The organism is Lederbergia sp. NSJ-179, from assembly GCF_022867885.1.
In the GTDB taxonomy this organism is placed as follows: domain Bacteria; phylum Bacillota; class Bacilli; order Bacillales; family Bacillaceae_C; genus Lederbergia.
This window is the reverse complement of the sequence record NZ_JALIFP010000003.1, coordinates 96,999-117,427: the sequence shown is the minus strand read 5'-3', so window position 1 is coordinate 117,427 and position 20,429 is coordinate 96,999. Positions and strand designations below refer to the sequence as shown.

Below are 20,429 nucleotides of genomic sequence, written 5' to 3'. Positions count from 1 at the left end.
ATCAATCTTGAAGAAGCACTATTTTACTTAAGGTGACCAGTTTCCCTTAACAGTATATTTCACAAAATCAGAATTTGATGGATAACCAGACAGACAATATTTGTTTTTAAGCCCACCATAACCAGAGTAATAAGTAAAACCACGATACCCTGATGTAGATACATTAGAGATAACAGGTGTTGCCTGTGTACTGCTTTTTTTGCGCTGGACTCAAAAAGTAATTTGTTGGCGTCGCTGAATGACTTGGCTGAACATAAGCTGAGTTTTTCTTGGTTACCTCTACCAAAGAGGTAGACTTCATGCTTCCAACAAACGGCGGATTAAAAGTAAAGTTATACGACGCCGCTAAGGAAGAGCTAGGCAAAGCAAAGGCCATAAAAAAGAGAACTGCTAGAGAAATAAAACATTTTTTAAAAACACTACTCTTTAACATAAATCACTTTCTCCTCTTTTTTTGTTAATATTTATATCAATTCCCTATCATCGCCGACAACTCGCATAGGTCAAGGTATTAAATGAGGATTGTTATCAGTGAATTTACATTAGGCATTTGACTCTACCTTATTTCAATAAATAAAAATTATATGGCTATTAGATTTCGAATCTATCTATGGTCTAAATTGACAAGTAACACTTCAAAATGAATACCCTTACATTTTAGACGAAAAATAGAAGAATTTGTTTCACCTTTTTTTCAGAAATATTACATTTTCCATTATTTCTTTACACCAGGCTCAACTAATAGATATATGCACAGCAAAAACCCCCTCTTGTTCTCAAATATTTTCTCCGAGATTAGAGAGGGAGTCATGTGCTCTTTTCTCTATTCCATCGATTCCGCAATTTTTATGATTTCCTGCTTTGACAAGTTTCCGCTAATAGAATAATACGTTTGGTCCTCTTTTACCCAATATAATTCATGGAAATCATCTTGAGTTAGGAGCTGTGCTTGTTGTCCATTTACAATCCTATTCTCAATTTGAGCATCCTCATTGTCCAACGTCATTCCCATCCCAAGGGCTTCTCCAACTGCTCGCTGATTGATCACAAAGCCCTCCTCGTTCGCGCCTTCATACTGCAAAAAAATTTCTCCACTTAATTCGTCTTCCCTTTTCATAACGGTCACATTTTCCAAATGATAGGCTTTCGGTATATAGCTGGGCACCACAATCGGAAATGCGGTTTCCTTCTGTGCTTCTTGCAAACTCATTTGCACAGATTCAATTTCCGATTCCACTACCACTGGACCATCTTCCGATTCGCCTTGAGGAGGATCGCCAAATCCTGTATCCTCCCCCACTTTTAAAAATAAATAAACCACTTTCCCTTGAACCTTTTGGAAAAATTGGGTTAGTGTTGGAGAGGCTGAACCTTGGGATGTCGAAAATAAAGTGACGGAGGCAAGAACAAGAAGAATGGATGCAGCATACATCCACACCTTCTTGAAGCTTCTTGGCCGACGAACAGGATGTTTCTTCCGTGACTCTTCTAGCTTCTCCCAAGCCTCTTCCAAAGAAGACATGGGGGATGGGGCCTGTTCCATTTCTTCATGGATGGATTCCTTGATCAGTTGGTCCAGGGAATCACTTTTTTCTCTACTCAAAATGATCACCATCCCTAAACTCATCATAATTTTGCAATTCTTTTCTTAACTTCTTCTTCGCACGATGAAGGCGAGATTTCACCGCACTAGGGCTAATATTTAACACTTCTGCGATTTCCTCCTCCTTTAAGTCGTACTCAAACTTCAGCAGTAGCACTTCTTTATAGGTTGGTGGCTTTAGGACAGAAATGCACTGCTTAATCAACTGCTTTAGCACCCGTCTTTCCACTTTTCCCTCTACAGGAGACCCAGAGCAGTTTCGATTGGAATTTCTATCTAGTATATAGACGTCATCTGTTAGATAATCGTTTCGCTTTTTTACTTTTCTTATGTGATCAATCGCCGTGCGTGTGGCAATGGTCACAAGCCACGCTTTCATTTTTGTTCCACTTTTTAGCTTATGTAAATTTTGAAACGCTTTTATAAAGGCCTCTTGAGTAAGATCCTCGGCAAGATATTGGTCTTTGACCATAAAATATACGGCCCTATAAACCTCTTGGTAATGTGTTTCAAATATAAGCTTTTCATAATCAGCTGGTGTATTTAGCTGATTATATTTCTCTTCAGGCAACATCGTCCCTCCCAACAAAGCACATATCGACATCTTTATATTTTTACATCCCTATTATCTATGTATATATGTAAATAGTATCATAATCTACTAGAATTTACTTACTCCTCTATCTGAAACCATATCCATTTTATTAGGCATTAATCTTTGCCGTTTAAATCCCAACATTGATCGACACGCTTAAAGTTACATTCAGTCTGTTTTTAATGATACGAACTCCTATTTTCATTGAGTTCTTGATGGCCTAATTAATTCGTGGATGATAAGAGGGACGCCCTGTTTCTGTTTTGTTTATTAAAATAAAAAAGGCGTGGAACCTACACTTTTTCATTGTAGCACCACGTCTTATTTTTAAAAAAGGGCTCCTTCTACATCCCCGGAATATAGATCGTCATTTCCCTGCCGTCGATTATACTTTGAAAAGCATAAACAGGTTGATAATAACCTTTGGAATCTAAATAATAACTGACTTCTACTTGATCAATATGTAAGGTTTCGAGCCGATTATTCTCCGGATAATATTTAAACTTCCCTGCTAAAATCTCGTCATATGCTTCTTGTTCACTTTTTATTTGGACATCCTTTACCTTGTCATAGGTGATCAATTGATTATCAATGTTCTTCACTGTATCATCGCTATAATAATGTACGCTTAAAGAACCATCTATAAGCTGATGCCCATTGACTATTTTATCTGCCGTCCATTCATAAAACCCTGTATCGACTTTCTGAAAATCAGTATCTTCGGGGATATCTATACCCAGCGCTGTTACGCTGTCTTTTAATGTTTTTTCATCCACATCTTTTGGTGCTGCATCCAGGCTTGAAAAGTCCGTATAACTATAACTTCCATCTAAAAATTGAAACCATATACTATATCCTTGAATCCGATAAATCCCCTCATCTGGATACGATATAACCTCCATTTCCTCTGTATCAAGATGCTGTCTCTTGAAAAAATCTACAGCATGTACCTCTCCAGAAGTCTTTGTATAGCTTGGCGCCTTATAGATCGGAACATTTTTTCTCTGATCATCAAGCTGCACATCATTTGTGATAGTGGCACTAGCCATATTTGTCTTATAATTTGGCACAATGATAAGGTTTCCAAATTCCTTCGTATAATAGTAGACAAACATACTGCCGGATAGGAGGACCACAAGTAATAAAGGAGAAAAATATAACAAAGAGTGCTTGATTCCTTTGTCTTTAATCATCAGGATACCCATAATAATCCCATAGCCAATAATCGCACCCAACAGATTATTAAATAGATCATCCAACTCAAAAACACCAAATCCTGTTAGGAGTTGGAATGCTTCAATGGAAAGCGTAAATACTGCCGCCATCCCAATGGTCCACCTGGCTTTTCGAAAGCGAGCATGCCATAACGGGAGAAGGATTCCAAACGGTACAAACATCAAGATGTTTAAATACAGAAACTGCCATTCTCTAACACTAAAACTATTCCAAGCCTCCCGGTAAGAACTAAATAAGGTTAAATTCACCCCACCTGGATAGGTTGAGTCTCTATTCAGGAAAGTCACACCCATCACCATAATAAAATAACCAATAAATAAACTTGTAAGAACCAGCTGTTTTTTGGAAATGCGCTTCCTTCCACCCGAAAGTTTTCTATACACAACGAAATACCCGAGAAAAAAGATAATTCCTACTACTATTACTCCGACTAATGCTAGAGTAAAATTTTCCCTTATAATTTCGATGATTTCTTGTAACCTCATTTTCTATCTTCCACCCTTGGTTGTATTACACTGCTTGGTTATTATACACTTACATTTTGCTAACTCGTCCGTCACAATTCAAGCTAAAAGCCTGTTGATGATCTTAGCTATAAGTAAGTGTATAGCGTAATTCCTTTAGATTTAAACTGGATGACTTTTTGTAACTTCATTTGTTACTCACTATCAATTACCTCGCATAATGCTAGCAAAAATTTCATAAGGGGTTAGCGATCTCATTAGTTTCCGTGTTAAAATTTTTGGATACTTGAACATTGAGAATTTCGTCATATTTAATTCTTTGATAAGATTTCAGAGATGTACTGCAAACTAATTTTTTTCCGCAACAATATAAAAATCGGTAAGGAGGATACAAACGAAATGGTCGTAACCATAAGTAAGTATGTTGTTCCTTTTAATAAAGCGGTTGGATTAACCGGGAATAGAAAAAGAATAATTGCAAGAATGATAATAGAACCTATGGCTGAAAGAATGTAATAACACAATATCTCTAAGACAAATCTTATTACTGTTTTGTTCACGATTTCTCCCAAAGCTCTGTAAATTAGCCACTCTCTTTCTTTCACTAATATTTTCATAAAGAAGATAAGATAAAATATTATGGCTGAAAAAATAATAACAAAGATCATTAGAGTCATGGAGAGACTGCGAAGATAATTCACCGTGTTTTCTGTCTCTTCAAACTCCGCATCTTTAGAATAATAAAGACTACCCGGAAATCTAGCGATCAACTGTAATAGTTTATCTTCTAAATCTTGGATGTCAGCGTGAGATAGATTTGACTTTCGATAGACTTCAATGTCAGCTATCCCTGGAAAAATTTGTTCCTTAGCTACGACATTTTCATGTAATAGGATCGTTGGTCCGTTCAAAGAAGACTTTGTGTTTGGATCGATAAATTCAGAAGGAATAATATCAATCACATTTAAATCCCACCTTTTGAAGGTTAATTCACTTTTTTCTACTTCAATTCTTCCAATGGTTAAATTTTCAAGTTTTTGTTTATCCGTTTTCTCAGGGACAAATAAGATTGTGGAAGCGGACTTTTCCAATTGTTCATAAACCGATGGAGCCAATTGGAGTATTTGATTATAGCCTTCCCAATTTTGTTGATCCACAAGGAGAAAGTTTACATTTTTAATGGGATGGTAGTTTTCAGGAATATTTAGACTGTCATAGTCGTATGTTGAAAAATTAACAAACGAATTTTCCTCTGTATATGACTCCATCCATTGACGAAAATAAGGAGAAAGTTGTTCATCAGTTAGTAGAAGTGTCGTCCCCAATGTTAACGGAATTTTAGATATAAAACGAACAGAATCTAATTTTTCTAGCTCTTCTGTATCCTCGAACGAGAAGGAAAATTTTTGATTAAGGGTAACTGGGTATTGGTTAAGAATTTCCTCGGCTATAGTCTGTTTTGAAAGTAATCCATAATGGGCAGTGTTTTGATCAGGTTCGTAAGCCGTTTCATTGGTAATAATTAAATTTAGAAATAATAATACAAAAGTTAAGGCGAGCGAGCCAATATTAAGTATAGTCAATTTAATGGATCCAACGATTTGCATCAAAATGATTTTCCATTGCAGAGAAAACTTGCTAATCTTATTATGTAAAATAGGGACCAACGTTCGACCTGAAACGTTTGAATTTTGACGAAATAATCGTCTTTTCATAATAACAGTAATTATAGCTAAGACGATCCCAAAGAAAATGGTTATTCCAATGAGAATAGGAATATTGAAAATCTTGATTGTATCGGTTTGGTTTTGCAAAAACCATTGTTGATAAATGGACAATACTAAAGTACTGATAAATGTGCCAGCGATCACACTTAAAACAAACAGAATTGTCCCTTGAGAAATAATTAATATATGTATATGCGTAGGTGTCAAGCCCGTCGCATAGAATATCTCATAGACTTTTATTTTTCGTACGATGTATTGAGTGAAAAAAAGATAAAATATAGTTAGAAAAGAAACGAAATAACTGAGTGCAATAAATAGATAGGTATAGTCTTGTAGCCTTTTTATTAAACTTAAACCATTGGCTTCCAACCGATGGTTCATTAGAATTTGCTCACGCTCCAATTCATGTTCCCGAATGTAATCGGACATGTTATCTTTAAGAGAGAATTGTTTTTTCATTAACAAAAAAGTATTGTTACTCAAGGTGTAATCGCTGTCTTGAACTTCTGAATTTAATATAATATTTGGAAAGGTATTATATCCTATCTCTATAAAATCAGGATTTGTCCATGAAGAAGAATAATTTTCTATAACGCCTACCACATGATAGGTTGTATCCTCTAAAGTTATATCAAAAGGCTGAAATAATTTGAAATCAGCGTGTAAATCTTTATATTCCTGTATTAATGGTTCAGCCATAAAAGCTTCAATGACAACCTCGTTGTTTTCTGTAGGCATTTTTCCATACTTTAATGCTAAATGCCCTGTTTGAAAAGCTAGGGAGTCCATCGCTCCAAGTGTTGCCTGAATTTGGTTCCCACCAATTGGATAGGAATCCGAAATATAAACCTGTCCACAAACTTTAAAAGTATCATCTTTAATGATTGATTGTATTTGCTTTTGGGAGTTGCTACTAATGACAAAATCATGTTCTCCATACTTTTGATAAGCTTCCAATTTGGATTTAGATAAGATTTCCCCTGAAATTGTAGGGAAAATAACAAGAAAACTTACTATGAAAGATAATAAGCAAATGGCAGCTCCAAAAAATTTCTTATCATTGATTAAAATTTTAATAGAAATTTTTAAAGTGTGTAGAAAATTCACCATTATCACCCTTTAATGATTTGGCCATCTTTGATACATAGAAGTTGATCAGGGTTTCTGACTAAATCTTTATCATGTGTCACCAGGATCAGAGTTTTATCATGCTGATGACATAATTTTTGCAGTATATCAACTACATTTCTTGAGTTTTTCGAATCTAAATTTCCAGTAGGTTCATCAGCAAAGATAATATCCGGCTGATGAATCATTGCTCTAGCAATGGCAACTCTCTGTTGCTGGCCGCCTGACAATTCGGTTGGGAAGTTATTCTTGACAGACATTAAACCAAGTGAATCTATCAGTCCTAAAATTTTCTGTTCATTCATTTTTTGTTTCGTGATATATAGAGGTAATATGATATTATCGTAAACAGTTAGCTCATGAATTAAATTGTAAGATTGATAGATGAAGCCAAAATGTCTTCCTCGCAATTTCGCTAATCTTTTATCATTCAAGGAAAATATATCTTGTTGCCGAAAATAAACGGATCCTTTTGTTGGTTGATTTAATCCTCCAATAGTGCTAAGTAAAGTCGTTTTACCGGATCCACTAGTCCCCATAATAACCGTAATGGTCCCCTTATTAACAGTTAAGTTAATGTTGTTCAGAACATTCATATTATTTTCTTTCCGATATTTTTTATGAAGATTGACGGCTGAAAGAATTGTATTCATTATTATTGTTCCCCTGTCTTTTTAATTATTGACTAATTGTGCCAGATCCTTTTGCGACTACTCCTGCTGGAGAATAATCTATTTTAGTAACATTTACCCTATAGGTTCCAGAGTCTACTGAACTAAGACTATCAGTGTATGACAAACCGTTTGTTGTATGGGTAGGAAACTGATAAGTTTTAAATGACCACCTTTTCTCTAATCCAACATAGTAATCATATCGTGCATTATTAAGATATCCTAAGCAAAGGGTCCTACTAACAATCGAAATTTGTTGGTAGGACCCCAGCAATAAACCACTTCTTTTACAGATAATTGTCCAAGAATAGAGGATGACGTACATATTTACTCCATTTTTTCTGTTTTGCCTATTCCATCGATTCCGCAATTTTTATAATCTCCTGTTTTGACAAATTTCCGCTTATGGAATAATACATTTGGTCGTCTTTCACCCATAATAATTCACGAAGATCATCTTGGATCGATAGGAGCTGTGCTTGTTGTCCATTCACGATTATATTCTCAATTTGGGTATCTTCATTGTCCAACGTCATTCCCATCCCAAGGGCTTCTCCAACTGCTCGCTGATTGATCACAAAGCCCTCCTCGTTCGCGCCTTCATACTGCAAAAAAATTTCTCCACTTAATTCGTCTTCCCTTTTCATAACGGTCACATTTTCCAAATGATAGGCTTTCGGTATATAGCTGGGCACCACAATCGGAAATGCGGTTTCCTTCTGTGCTTCTTGCAAACTCATTTGCACAGATTCAATTTCCGATTCCACTACCACTGGACCATCTTCCGATTCGCCTTGAGGAGGATCGCCAAATCCTGTATCCTCCCCCACTTTTAAAAATAAATGAACCACTTTCCCTTGAACCTTTTGGAAAAATTGGGTTAGTGTTGGAGAGGCTGAACCTTGGGATGTCGAAAATAAAGTGACGGAGGCAAGAACAAGAAGAATGGATGCAGCATACATCCACACCTTCTTGAAGCTTTTTGGCCGACGAACAGGATGTTTCTTCCGTGACTCTTCTAGCTTCTCCCAAGCCTCTTCCAAAGAAGACATGGGGGATGGAGCCTGTTCCATTTCTTCATGGATGGATTCCTTGATCAGTTGGTCCAGGGAATCACTTTTTTCTCTACTCAAAATGATCACCATCCCTAAACTCATCATAATTTTGCAATTCTTTTCTTAACTTCTTTTTCGCACGATGAAGGCGAGATTTCACCGCACTAGGGCTAATATTTAACACTTCTGCGATTTCCTCCTCCTTTAAGTCGTACTCAAACTTTAGCAGTAGCACTTCTTTATAAGCTGGGGGGTTTAGAACAGAAATGCATCGTTTAATCAATTGTTTGAGCATCCGTTTTTCCACTTTTCCCTCTACAGGAGACCCAGAGCAGTTTCGATTGGAATTTCTATCTAGTATATAGACGTCATCTGTTAGATAATCGTTTCGCTTTTTTACTTTTCTTATGTGATCAATCGCCGTCCGCGTGGCAATGGTCACAAGCCACGCTTTCATTTTTGTTCCACTTTTTAGCTTATGTAAATTTTGAAACGCTTTTATAAAGGCCTCTTGAGTAAGATCCTCAGCGAGATATCGATCTTGAATGATAAAATATACAACCTTATAAACTTCATGGTAATGCATTTCAAAAATAAGTTTTTCATCATCATCTGCTTGTGTGATCGGTTGTTGATTATTCTCTTTAGACAACCTCTTCCCTCCCTGGCAAAAACCCGCAAACTTCCCATTTATTTCAATACCTCAATTAAAAATGTAGGCATATAAATTTTAACACATTCAGAATAGCGCATACTAAAAAACACTCCTATTATTTACATATGTTATGAAAAGTAAGCAACTGTCTTAAAGCAGTTAACTATTCTTATGGAAATGAATTTTTTAGCAGATTTTGTTCATATAATAATATTATGTTTGGAACAAGTATAGATTGGTTGAGAACCAATGGAAAGGAATCCGCCTATAACTGGTTCTTTTACTTTTGTTACGATATAAATCTAAAGAATCTAAGTATAAATCTTCAGGAACTTGTATGGAATTTACCCGAAAATAAAGATTGACAAATGGAAAAAAGGCACCCAATAATCCAATAAAAATTGGCTCTTGGATCCCTTTTTAGCTACTTGTATTCAAACTCCTAGATGATCTACACCAAATTTCACTTCATGTGACTTTTCCGGGGGGCCATGAGCCGCCCTTGACTACCGATTTTACTGTGGGCCCGCTGTTTTGGGCGTCATGAATCGCCCTTGACTACCGAGCTTACTTTGGTCCTTCTTTTGCGAAAAAAAACGAGATTCATTTCCAGTTTAGGATAACTGCCATGAGTTTCCCTTAAGCTAAATTACGAATCCACACTCCCGCCATCTCAATCCAGTTTTGACATTCCTTCTGAATTCCAAAATTGTTTTTACGACTAAAGCTTTCTTCATTGGCAAGTGAGAGGCCATGCCCTCCATTCGGATAAATATGGAGCTCAAAGGGAATATTATGTTTTCTTAAGGCAATGGCAAAGAGCATCGAGTTTTCCACTGGGACACTGGCATCTTCAAAGGTATGCCAAAGAAAGGTTGGTGGTGTTTGCGCATTTACCTGTTTTTCCAACGAAAGCTTCTCTCTCAGTTCTTCTTGCTGGTCACCTAGTAAAGCATTAAATGAACCTTGATGGGCATGGACACCAGATGAAATAACAGGGTAGCTTAAGATAAGCCCATTTGGCTTGTAGGCGTCTTTATCGACTTTTATGCTTTGAGACAAGAATTCTTTTTCCCAGAATACTCCCAGACTTGCGGCTAAATGACCACCTGCTGAAAAACCAGCAACGATCACTTTATTAGGGTCAATATGCCATTTTTCAGCGTTTTCCCTCACAAGCGCTACCGAGGTTGCAAGTTCTAATAAAGCGGTTGGGAAAGTGGCTGGATGCACACTGTATCTTAATACAAAAACTTGGAAACCCATTGCATTTAGCTGAATAGCTACAGGCTCTGCCTCACGGTCAGAAGTCGTGACATACCCTCCACCCGGACAAATCACTACAGCCGGTCTTTTTCGATCTGGGTCGATTTCCGGTGAGTTACTCAAAATATACGTATACAGCTTAGCTTCTGAATGCTCTGTCTGAATTGAAATCATTTCATGGATCAATGCACAACACCCCTATGTATTTTCTTAAAAGTATAACTCGACTGGAAAATTTTTTAAAGATGGGTAAACAATATCGGCATGCGGGAGAGCATGTTTTTGTCCAACTCCGATCGCGAACATTCCGACTGCCTTCGCCGCCTCCAATCCAGCCTGTGAATCTTCAAAAACAACACAGCGTTCATAAGGGACTTGTAGTTTATCCGCTCCTAAAGTAAAAACCTCCGGATCTGGTTTCGCCTTTGAAACGGCATTTCCATCCACCACGACATCAAACAAGTGTGCAATTCCTACATTCTCTAAAATCAGTTGCGCATTTTTACTAGCTGATCCCAATGCGATCTTGACTTCCTTCTTTTTTAAAGCCTCTAATAAGGAGAGCGCTCCTTCCAGCAATTCTGATTCATCCAGTTTGGAAATCCATTCGACATAGCGCTGATTTTTTTCTGCAGCCAAATTTTCTTTTTCCACTTGGGTAAACCGGTCTTTCATCTGACCAACTTCTAATAAAATATCTAGCGAGCTCATTCTTGATACACCTTTTAGCCGCTCATTATCGTGAAGGGTGAAGTTAAATCCGAGTCGATCAGCGAGTTCTTTCCACGCTAAATAATGATATTTGGCTGTATCTACTAGAACACCGTCTAAATCAAAAATCGCACAGGAATGCTTCATTTATTTTCCCTCCAATGGAATGTCTAGGGAATCCTCAAGCTGATATGATTTCCCGTACACATGGATGTTTTTACGGCTCCCTTTCTCAAGTGAGAACTGGCAGGACTGGCGATCCACTTTGACTCTGATCACACTATCTTCATAATGGAGTTTAAACTTATAACCCGTCCATTTTTCCGGCAAAAATGGAGAAAAGTGATATCCCGTTTCTTTGATTCGTAGTCCTGCAAATCCATAGACAATCGCCATATAATTTCCACCCATATTGGCGGTATGGATCCCATCTTTTGTATTTTTATGGGTATTAAACAGGTCAAGCTTTGCCGATTCTCCAAAGTAATCGTATGCTTTCTTATATTCCTTTAATTTAGCCGCCATAATACTGAAAATACAAGTGGATAAAGATGAGTCATGGGTCGTAATCTTTTCATAATAATGGAAGGAGTTTTCAATCGTACGTAAACTTTGTGCATCCTCCACAATAAAATGGGCCAATACCGTATCCGCTTGTTTACACACCTGATGACGATAAAGATGTAAAGGATGATAATGGAGCAATAATGGGAATTGATCTTTTGGCGTTTTCTCCAAATCCCAAACCCGCTTGCTTAAGAAGGAATCATCCTGTGGATTGATATCTAGCTCTGAGTCATAAGGTAAATACATCTGCTCCGCCGCTTTTGAAAATTCCTCGATTTCTTGCGGTAATAATTGAATTTTTTCCAATACAGCTGTCTGATCATTTGCTTGTAATAGCTGATAAAATTTCACCGCCCATTGTAAATGGTATTGGGCTAAGGCATTTGTATAGTAATTATTATTGACTACACAAGTATATTCATCAGGACCTGTTACATCGTGAATCATAAACTGATCTTGATAAAAGTGACCAGCATCAAGCCATAATCGAGCCGTTTCAAAGATCATTTCTGCTCCATACTTTGCAATAAAGTCGAGGTCCTTTGTGACCAGATAGTAATTGATTACAGAATAGGCGATATCCCCATTAATATGATATTGCGCCGATCCTGAAGGATAATATCCCGAGCATTCCTTCCCAGAGATTGTTCTCCATGGATATAAAGCACCTTTTGTATGGCACATAATCCGAGCATGTTCCCGAGCAGAATCTAAAATATTGTAACGATACTGAATTAGATTTTTCGCCATTTCTGGTTGTGTCAGCAAAAAGAAAGGTTGGATATACATCTCTGTATCCCAGAAATAATGGCCTTCATAACCCTCACCACTCAGACCCTTGGCAGCAATATTGCTATACTGATCTTTCCCGGCCGATTGCAACAATTGATAGAGATTGTAGTACATCGCCATGCTTAATTCGTCATCACCATCAATTTCCACACTTGCATGATCCCAGTAGTTAGTGAGGAACTGTTCCTGCCTTTGATACCACGTTTCAATTGATTTGGTTGTTGCCTCTCCCATCAATTGCCAAGCATGTTCATATGGGTTCTCCTCACGGATCGAATCGGCAAAAATGGTATATTTTATCAGAGAGACGGTCTCATTTTCCTCAATAAACGTTTTTACTTCCCATTCGATCGATTCCCCCTGAATATGATGATTGATCTCACCCATTTTTGACAAGCGGTGTTTGACCGCTGTTACAACTTGTAATTGGGATGCAGATGTCCGCGATGTAATCAAAGAGACTTCATCTTTTGTTTCCATCCTTTCCACATGAATATGACGGAAACTTTCTGCTGCTACACGCGGATCATCTGGATTGAAATAGTTTTGCACATTCCCAATATGAGAGGACAGAAATTCAAGCTCCCCAGAGAAATTCTTGGCTGTCACATCATACTGAATCGTAAACAGTGGCAGCATGGCAAAGGAAGCCATCCTGGTCACAACGATTTCCACTTCATGCCCCTTAGGAGAACGCCAAAGTATCGTTCTCTTTGTCACTCCCTTTTCCATATCTAAGGTCCGTGAACGTTTTAAGACCTCGCCTTCAAACAGACTAAAACGCTCTTGATTAATCAAAAGCTGGATTCCTTGAGTATCCGCCACATTGACGATCGTTTGCTTTTCTTCGACAAATCCATAAAGCTTTTCAGCCTGTTTCATTTCGGCCAGATCATAAAAGCCATTAAGATAACTTCCGCGAATGGATTGAAAATGATCTGGATAGCCTTCTTCAAAATTAGAACGGACACCTAAGTATCCGTTCGCATTATGAAATAAGGTTTCATTCACCAATAATTCGTCATTATCTAAACTAAAATCAGCCATTTCATAAACGAGCTTATTCTTTTTCATTCATTACATACCCTTCAAAAAGTTATTTGCTTTGTCAACTACACGCATGTCTTCCCTCTTATTTAATTGCTCCTTCTCCAATCCCTTTAATAATGTACTTTTGAGAAAAAGCATAAAATATGACAACTGGAATGATTGTCATCGTTAATCCAGCCATAGCCAAATTCCATTGGATTGTAAACTCTCCAAAGAAATAAAAAGTCGTTAACGGAATGGTCCGCAGTGCCTTATCTGATAGCGCCAAGGATGGCAATAGATAATCATTCCAAATGCTAATCACATTCAAAATCATGACCGTTACTGTGATCGGCTTAAGCATTGGAAAAACAATTCGCCAAAAAACACCAAATTTGGAGCAACCATCAATGGTGGCCGCTTCCTCCAAAGAAACAGGAATCGATTTTATAAATCCGTGATATAAAAACACAGATAAGCTAGCATGGAAGCCAATATTCATGTAAATCAACCCGCCATGCGTGTTCAACATTGGTATGTTGAGGTTATCACGAATCATCCCCATGAATTCCATTAGAGGCATCATTAAGGTTTGAAATGGAATCAGCATGGTTGCTACAAAGGTCATAAAAATAATATTGCTAATCTTATGATTTGTCCTTACTAACATCCAAGCCGTCATGGACGAAAAAATCACAATAAAAATGATCGAAACAATCGTTACAAATAAGGAATTTTTCAAGGCAAGTAAAAAGTTCATCTTTTCCATTGCTGTTTCATAATATTGAAAACTAAATTGGGAGGGGAAGGCAAGGGCATTACTATATAACTCTTCCCGGTTCTTAAAAGAATTGACGAGCATAATATAAATCGGCGATAAAAAGGCAAGTGCAAGTAGAAAAAGCAAGATCTCTGCAGCTAATTTACTTGTTTTTTTCATTACATCTGCACCTCTCTCTTCTTCGTCATGTACACTTGCGTCAATGTGATAGCCGCTACAACAACAAAGAATATGATCGCTTTTGCTTGACCGTATCCGTAATGGCTGTAACCGAAGATTTCATTAAATATGTTCATCGCAAATAATTCCGTGGCATTCACAGGCCCCCCGTTTGTTAGCGATAAATTGACATCGTAGATCTTAAACGCATTGGCAAGCGTCAAGAATAAAGAAATTGTGAAGGATGGCATTAATAATGGAAAAATAACCTTTGTGAGCCTTTGCCAGAAATTAGCCCCATCGACACGGGCAGCCTCAATTAATTCATTCGGAATTCCTTGAATACCTGCTAAGTAAATAATCATTGTATAACCTGCCATTTGCCATGTAAAAACAATGACCATCGCATAAAGGGCATAGTTCGGTTGCAGAAGCCAGTTAAAGAAGACACCTGTCATACCAGATGATTCTCCTAGAATTTTAAAAGCGTCTGTAAAAATAAATTGCCATATATATCCTAAAATTAATCCCCCGATCAAATTAGGCATGAACATCATCGTCCGCGCAGCCTTAGAGGTTCGAAGCTTCGTAGTAACCAATAACGCAAACGTGATTCCTAAAACATTGACAGAAATGAGTGCTAATACGGTAAACTTAATTGTTTTCCATGCAGACTGAAGAAAACGTGGGTCATCAAATAATTGGGTGAAATTCCCAAACCCTACAAAAGTCTTTGGATTGGAAGGTATCCCATCCCAATCAAAAAAGGAATAATAAATTCCAATAAAAAACGGAATGATGACAACTGTCGCAAAAATGATCAGGAGCGGAACCGTAAATAGCGCAAACCAAGCCCAATCTTTTCTTTTTTTAATCAAGTCAATCCCTTCTTTCATTTCGGCAAAATGAAAGCCCATCGCCTAATGTATTCCTACAAGCGATTTCATACATTTCACGAAGGGCCTTTTTTGTTTACAGAGTATTCAATTTGTCTTTTACAAGCTTCCTCTATTTCACACCGTTTGCCCATGCAGCATCCAAATTCTCAAGGAATTGCTGACCTGTCATATCCTTTGATAAGAAATATTCTTGTGTTGCCGGAGTAAGATCATTGACAACCACATTTGCTGGGAAATAACTATGTGCCCAAGGGATGGTTTCCCCACTATTAGAAGCATCAAGCACAGCCTGTGATAATGGATCAAGTTCTTTTGCCTCAATATTTGTCATAGCCGGAATAAAGCCAAATTCATCGACAATATAGTGTTTTCCTGTATCACTTGTGAGCATCCAGTTTAAGAAATCGCTCGCTGCTTTAATTTCTGCTTCGTCCTTTTGGTTATTAATGGCCCAGTTATTCCCTACTCCAACAGCTAATTTATCATTTCCTTCCAGTGGAAAAGGCATCATACCTAATTCAAAGTCTAAATCATAATCTTCGAACATCCCATATGCCCAGTTTCCTTGGTGAATCATCGCTGTTTTACCGGTAGCAAGGTCACCAATCTCACCATCATAAGTCACTTCGACAGGGTTCTTCGTATTCGCCTTAATGGCATCCATAAATTTGGCAAAATCTTGGAATTCCTTTGTATCCGCCATCTTCACCTCACCCTTGTTTAATTTTTCGATAAAGGCAAGCGGATCATCTTGTAAAGCAAAGGGCGTATTTAAAATATGTCCGATCAAGAAATAAGCTTCTTGGGACAGTCCGAAACCATTAATGTCCTCGCCTTTAAACTTTTTCAATGCGTCCACAAAAGAATCGTAATCGGTCACATCTTTAGGGTCTACCATATCTTTGTTGTAAACAATTCCGAATCCTTCCACACCATATGGAACGCCAACAATTTTATCATCTATTTTTAATTCCATATCTGGGGCAATATACTTCACATAATCTTCATTACTCAAATCATAGAGATAAGATTTAAGCTTCATAGCATCTTCTGGACTCGCACTAAAAATGGATGGGCCTTGATTACTAGTTAGTTTCGTTTGCAGTTGCTGCATATATTGGTCGCCAGCAGCGCCCAGCACTTCCACCTTCTTGCCTGTTTCCTTTGTATATTCCTCCGCAAGTGCTTCCAACTGATCTACGATTTCGACCTTACTGTTGAATATGGTAACCGTCGGTTCAGCAGACTTTCCTTTTCCTTTTCCATTTTCATCTTTTGCTGAACCACACCCTGCCAAGGCTATGGAAGCAACGATTAACATGGCTAGTAAAAAAGGAAATGCCTTATTAACTTTTCGCATTTCTTCATCCCCTTATGAAAATAAGATTAGTAAAACGTTATACTCATATATTACCGCTTACAGAGAGAAAGTCAATCATTTTACTGTATTTTTTAAAAGTAATCGCTGTCTTTTATTGAATTTCCTTTATATTTTATGCGAATTGTTGATTAACATACTCTTTTTTACTTCCTTTGAATGAAAAAAAGAGACAAATCAATGGATTCGCCTTTTGAACAAGTTATTTTACCTTACTGTCTCTCGCCAATTTATTTTCGCTGTGATTTTAAAGTCTTCTTGATTCCCTGCTCCTCGAATCATTTCTACGAGTTCCTTCGCTGCAATATAGCCACTTTCATAGCGAGGGATCGTCACAGTTGTTAGCCCAAAATTCTCTGCATTACTACTATCATCAAACCCCGTCACTGAAATATCCTTAGGGACCTCAATCTTATTTTCCCGCAATGCCTTGATCGCACCAATTGCCATATTATCATTTGCACAAACAAGAATTTCCGGGAGATCATTACTTAAGATCAAAATATTGGTGACACGGTAACCACTCTTTTCTGAAAAATCTCCATGATAATATTTGGTTCTTGGGAAAGGGATATGATTCATTGTCAAAGTATCAATAAACGCTTGGTATCTCTCTTGATGGTCCAGTGAACTTTCATACCCCCCAATATAACCAAATTTGCGAAAACCCTTGTCAATCAGTGTTTGGGTCAATTCACACATCACACTATAATTCTCTGTGATCACACTTTTTATATTTTCGTTTTCAATAATACGATCCATTACGACGATTGGAAATTGACTGCTTGCTGTCGAAACAAGAAAGGCATCTGTCATCTTTCTATCGAGCACGATCGCCCCTTGAGTGAAATGGCCGCGCATAAAATTTTCACTTGAATTTGTCGTACAGACGATCAAATCAAAATGATTTTCTGTTAAGTAATCATGAATTCCTTTAATAATTTTTAGATAGAAGCTGCGTTCAAAATCACTGAAATTGAAAACAATCGTATTTGTTTGCCCTTTCTTTAGGCTTTTTCCCATGATATTGGGTTGATAACCCATCTCTTCACATAACTGTAAAATTCGATCCCTTGTTTCTTTGCCAACATTTTTTCTTCCATTTAGCACATTGGAAACGGTCGAAATAGAAACACCTGCCGCTTGTGCAATATCCTTTAAACCAACCAACTTTATCACCTCGTTCCCTCAATCTAAATCGCCTTTTTATTTAGTTAAACATATTTTTATGTTTTTGTAAATTTTACTTGATTCTAGTAAAACTCTACACATGTCCATCCTACAGAAAAGGATGGAATTTGGTTCATAAAACAGTTAAAATGAAGACTTGGGGGGAAAACAATATGAAATTACTTCGAATCTTACTATCTATCACCTTCATATCTTTTTTTACGGGAGGAATACTCGCTGGCTGTGATTTGTTCCAAGCGGAAGGAAAGGACATTCATAAGCGCGAGCCGTCACCCGTAACAAACGATCCAAATGATAAAACGGAAACTACTGGTCAAGAAAACGAGAATCCGATAAAGGATAACAGTCAAGATACAGAAAATCAGACAGGTGCAGAAAAAACAAATCAATATACAAATGCTCCTAAAGTGGAGCCAACAAAGTATCATGATAAGGCGATCCAAGTAGTCGCTGATCCAAAAGATGTGACTGTACTTGTCAACAAACAATATAAATTACCAGATCAGTATGCACCAGATGACTTAGTGTATCCTGATGTACGCTTTATCTTTTCCGAGAAAATTGAAAAACGAAAGCTTCGTAAAGTTGCAGCAAAAGCCTTGGAAAAGTTGTTTGCTGCTGCTGAAAAGGACGGGATCTATTTGGCCGGAGCTTCCGGCTATCGTTCACAGGAAACACAGGCCACGCTTTATAATAATTATGTAAAAAAAGATGGCAAGGAGAAAGCGGATCGTTATAGCGGCAGACCAGGACATAGCGAACATCAAACAGGACTGGCGATTGATGTTTCCGGTTCTTCTGGTGAATGTGCAGTCGAGGACTGTTTCGCAGATACGGCAGAAGCGAAGTGGCTCGCTAATCATGCCCATGAATATGGTTTTATTATTCGCTATCCGAAGGGCAAGGAAAACTTAACAGGTTATATGTACGAGCCATGGCATATTCGCTATGTGGGAAATGAAATTGCAAAGGAAATTTATGAGAAAGATATCACATTAGAAGAATATTATAATGTGGCGATTCCTGTGAATGAGGAGTAATAAGGAATCTACCAAAAGCCCTGATGTGTTCTTTTAGATGTCAGATACTAGGAGCCGGATCAGAAAATCGGTGAGGTAGCCGTTGTTAATATCTTTGCTACCTTCCGATTTTTCCTATCTTTTAGGAAAATATTGGAGGGACGCCATTCAATATCTCATGGATTGCTGCTTCTCCAACTTCTTCCCATTTTTGAGGACGATGAATGTTTCCGTCCCGATCCATTGGTTCCTGAAATTGATTGACCCCTGTGGCGGTTAGTAAGGAGTTTTCATCTCGGTCTAGGCCGATATGGACGACATGCTTAATAACATAAGGTTTTTCAAACCGAATAAGAGCATGATATTCATCAAGCATTCCATCTATTACATGAAAGGGGATTCTCATATAAATGGTTTCTCCGCCTTCACGCCATAAAATAGAGTCAAAATGCCCTTTATCGTAATCCCAATTTCCTCCTAAACAATAGCCCATTGTACATAAGTGGTCCATCATCTCACCAAACTTTGCCGTTTTCCCTTCAATTTCTGTATCCAATACAATCATTTACATCCACTCCTGCATAATATTGGATATATTTTTGACCATTCCTATAGAAATATACATGCTATATCAGAAAAAGAAGGGGAAGGGCATTAGTCAGACGAAATTTTATGGGTTGGTGGAGTAATGGGGAACGGGAGATCCTGCGTAATCAAGATCTCCCGTTTTATTTACCCATGTTTGACTTTCACTCAAACAGCTTCCAAGGAAAAGTCTTTGGTGGTGCTTGTGTCACCTTTATCCAATCCTTTTTCGTTGGATGTTCAAACTGTAGCTCGGCTGCCCAGAGTGCTATTTGCTGACCAGGCTTGTTTATTTTTTGCCCATACTTTTGATCCCCATGTAATGGGCAGCCGATATGGGAAAGTTGAACCCGAATTTGATGGGGACGGCCTGTATGAAGCCGAATCTGTAAAAGGCTCATATCTTTTTCCTCGCCAACTACTTTGTATTCTAGCACCGCCTTTTTTCCCTGAGGATGATCAGCAGGCACGACATACACCTGGTTTTTTTGTCGGTCCTTCCATAAGGTATGTTCCAATTTTGCCTGCTTTTCCTTTGGAGTTCCTCTGACAACAGCTAAGTATTTTTTATTAAAAGCCTGTCTTCGAATTACCTCCGATAATCTTGATGCGGCCTTCGACGTTTTCGCCAATACCATCACACCACCAACAGGTCGATCCAGTCGGTGTACAAGACCTAAATACACATTACCTGGCTTCTGATAGCGCACTTTAATATCTTCTTTTAAGATTGACAACAAATCTAGATCGCCGGTTTGATCCGCTTGTACGGGAATATTCACTGGCTTTTCAACGGCAAGTAGATGATTATCTTCGTATAAAATGGGAATGTCCAATATAATTCAAGGCTCCTCTTTTGTATCTTATATTTCTAATTCTTTGTGTGTGGCTTTCTCCTTACTCCAATAGTTATGACTG

The 20,429-nt window shown here is 37.8% G+C and carries 18 protein-coding genes; 1 reads left to right on the top strand and 17 read right to left on the bottom strand.

All coding sequences use genetic code 11. The annotated features are described in order from the left end of the window. Positions 1-163: 163 nt before the first annotated feature. The 15 genes from MUB24_RS03840 to MUB24_RS03770 all read right to left on the bottom strand — a co-directional run bounded on the left by MUB24_RS03840 (position 164) and on the right by MUB24_RS03770 (position 17,895). The gene (locus MUB24_RS03840; RefSeq protein ID WP_244701477.1) at positions 164-433 is read right to left on the bottom strand and encodes a hypothetical protein; all 270 of its coding nucleotides are present in this window, start codon (positions 431-433) and stop codon (positions 164-166) included. 390 nt (positions 434-823) lie between these two features. After that, entirely contained in the window at positions 824-1,603 is a 780-nt protein-coding gene (locus tag MUB24_RS03835) for a DUF4367 domain-containing protein (protein ID WP_244701475.1), read from the bottom strand. Then, a complete protein-coding gene (locus MUB24_RS03830) occupies positions 1,596-2,174 on the bottom strand; it encodes an RNA polymerase sigma factor (protein ID WP_244701473.1) in 579 nt (192 codons plus the stop codon). Before MUB24_RS03830 ends, MUB24_RS03835 begins: the two co-directional genes overlap by 8 nt. Positions 2,175-2,542: 368 nt before the next feature. Then, on the bottom strand, positions 2,543-3,919 hold the full coding sequence (locus MUB24_RS03825; RefSeq protein ID WP_244701470.1) for a VanZ family protein: 1,377 nt from the start codon (positions 3,917-3,919) through the stop codon (positions 2,543-2,545). A gap of 290 nt (positions 3,920-4,209) precedes the next feature. Further along, the gene (locus MUB24_RS03820) at positions 4,210-6,732 is read right to left on the bottom strand and encodes an ABC transporter permease family protein (RefSeq protein WP_244701467.1); all 2,523 of its coding nucleotides are present in this window, start codon (positions 6,730-6,732) and stop codon (positions 4,210-4,212) included. A 5-nt stretch (positions 6,733-6,737) separates the two neighbouring features. Beyond that, positions 6,738-7,406, bottom strand: a complete 669-nt coding sequence (locus tag MUB24_RS03815; protein WP_244701464.1) for an ABC transporter ATP-binding protein — start codon at positions 7,404-7,406, stop codon at positions 6,738-6,740. Positions 7,407-7,774: 368 nt separating this feature from the next. Then, the gene (locus MUB24_RS03810) at positions 7,775-8,557 is read right to left on the bottom strand and encodes a DUF4367 domain-containing protein (protein WP_244701461.1); all 783 of its coding nucleotides are present in this window, start codon (positions 8,555-8,557) and stop codon (positions 7,775-7,777) included. Next, positions 8,550-9,131: an RNA polymerase sigma factor gene (locus tag MUB24_RS03805; RefSeq protein WP_244701459.1), complete on the bottom strand. Its 582-nt coding sequence runs from the start codon at positions 9,129-9,131 to the stop codon at positions 8,550-8,552. The genes MUB24_RS03810 and MUB24_RS03805 overlap by 8 nt, the downstream gene beginning before the upstream one ends. Before the next feature lie 642 nt (positions 9,132-9,773). Continuing rightward, positions 9,774-10,586 carry an alpha/beta hydrolase gene (locus tag MUB24_RS03800; RefSeq protein WP_244701456.1) on the bottom strand — a complete coding sequence of 271 codons (813 nt, stop codon included), beginning with the start codon at positions 10,584-10,586 and terminating at the stop codon, positions 9,774-9,776. Between the two features lie 24 nt (positions 10,587-10,610). Then, a complete protein-coding gene (pgmB, locus tag MUB24_RS03795; protein WP_244701453.1) occupies positions 10,611-11,258 on the bottom strand; it encodes a beta-phosphoglucomutase in 648 nt (215 codons plus the stop codon). Next, positions 11,259-13,544, bottom strand: coding sequence for a glycoside hydrolase family 65 protein (locus tag MUB24_RS03790; RefSeq protein ID WP_244701449.1), 2,286 nt, complete (start codon positions 13,542-13,544; stop codon positions 11,259-11,261). A gap of 58 nt (positions 13,545-13,602) precedes the next feature. Further along, positions 13,603-14,439 carry a carbohydrate ABC transporter permease gene (locus MUB24_RS03785; RefSeq protein WP_244701446.1) on the bottom strand — a complete coding sequence of 279 codons (837 nt, stop codon included), beginning with the start codon at positions 14,437-14,439 and terminating at the stop codon, positions 13,603-13,605. Then, a complete protein-coding gene (locus tag MUB24_RS03780; RefSeq protein WP_244701716.1) occupies positions 14,439-15,314 on the bottom strand; it encodes a carbohydrate ABC transporter permease in 876 nt (291 codons plus the stop codon). The genes MUB24_RS03785 and MUB24_RS03780 overlap by 1 nt, the downstream gene beginning before the upstream one ends. Positions 15,315-15,447: 133 nt before the next feature. Next, positions 15,448-16,698, bottom strand: coding sequence for an ABC transporter substrate-binding protein (locus MUB24_RS03775; RefSeq protein WP_244701444.1), 1,251 nt, complete (start codon positions 16,696-16,698; stop codon positions 15,448-15,450). A 225-nt stretch (positions 16,699-16,923) separates the two neighbouring features. Beyond that, on the bottom strand, positions 16,924-17,895 hold the full coding sequence (locus MUB24_RS03770; RefSeq protein WP_313898421.1) for a LacI family DNA-binding transcriptional regulator: 972 nt from the start codon (positions 17,893-17,895) through the stop codon (positions 16,924-16,926). Positions 17,896-18,059: 164 nt separating this feature from the next. Between MUB24_RS03770 and MUB24_RS03765 the strand changes: the two genes are divergently transcribed. Continuing rightward, positions 18,060-18,947 carry a M15 family metallopeptidase gene (locus MUB24_RS03765; protein ID WP_244701441.1) on the top strand — a complete coding sequence of 296 codons (888 nt, stop codon included), beginning with the start codon at positions 18,060-18,062 and terminating at the stop codon, positions 18,945-18,947. A gap of 121 nt (positions 18,948-19,068) precedes the next feature. Here MUB24_RS03765 and MUB24_RS03760 read toward each other — a convergent pair whose 3' ends face one another. Together MUB24_RS03760 and MUB24_RS03755 are read right to left on the bottom strand one after the other, a co-directional pair. Further along, on the bottom strand, positions 19,069-19,491 hold the full coding sequence (locus MUB24_RS03760; protein WP_244701438.1) for a YugN family protein: 423 nt from the start codon (positions 19,489-19,491) through the stop codon (positions 19,069-19,071). A 184-nt stretch (positions 19,492-19,675) separates the two neighbouring features. Beyond that, complete coding sequence (locus tag MUB24_RS03755; protein ID WP_244701435.1) at positions 19,676-20,347, bottom strand: RluA family pseudouridine synthase; 672 nt, start codon at positions 20,345-20,347, stop codon at positions 19,676-19,678. Positions 20,348-20,429: the final 82 nt, after the last annotated feature.

What these genes read in the sequence shown, in the direction of transcription:
- MUB24_RS03840 (WP_244701477.1), bottom strand. Translation starts at nt 433, where the DNA reads ATGTTAAAGAGTAGTGTTTTTAAAAAATGTTTTATTTCTCTAGCAGTT.
- MUB24_RS03825 (WP_244701470.1), bottom strand. Translation starts at nt 3,919, where the DNA reads ATGAGGTTACAAGAAATCATCGAAATTATAAGGGAAAATTTTACTCTA.
- MUB24_RS03815 (WP_244701464.1), bottom strand. Translation starts at nt 7,406, where the DNA reads ATGAATACAATTCTTTCAGCCGTCAATCTTCATAAAAAATATCGGAAA.
- pgmB (WP_244701453.1), bottom strand. Translation starts at nt 11,258, where the DNA reads ATGAAGCATTCCTGTGCGATTTTTGATTTAGACGGTGTTCTAGTAGAT.
- MUB24_RS03790 (WP_244701449.1), bottom strand. Translation starts at nt 13,544, where the DNA reads ATGAAAAAGAATAAGCTCGTTTATGAAATGGCTGATTTTAGTTTAGAT.
- MUB24_RS03785 (WP_244701446.1), bottom strand. Translation starts at nt 14,439, where the DNA reads ATGAAAAAAACAAGTAAATTAGCTGCAGAGATCTTGCTTTTTCTACTT.
- MUB24_RS03775 (WP_244701444.1), bottom strand. Translation starts at nt 16,698, where the DNA reads ATGCGAAAAGTTAATAAGGCATTTCCTTTTTTACTAGCCATGTTAATC.
- MUB24_RS03765 (WP_244701441.1), top strand. Translation starts at nt 18,060, where the DNA reads ATGAAATTACTTCGAATCTTACTATCTATCACCTTCATATCTTTTTTT.
- MUB24_RS03760 (WP_244701438.1), bottom strand. Translation starts at nt 19,491, where the DNA reads ATGATTGTATTGGATACAGAAATTGAAGGGAAAACGGCAAAGTTTGGT.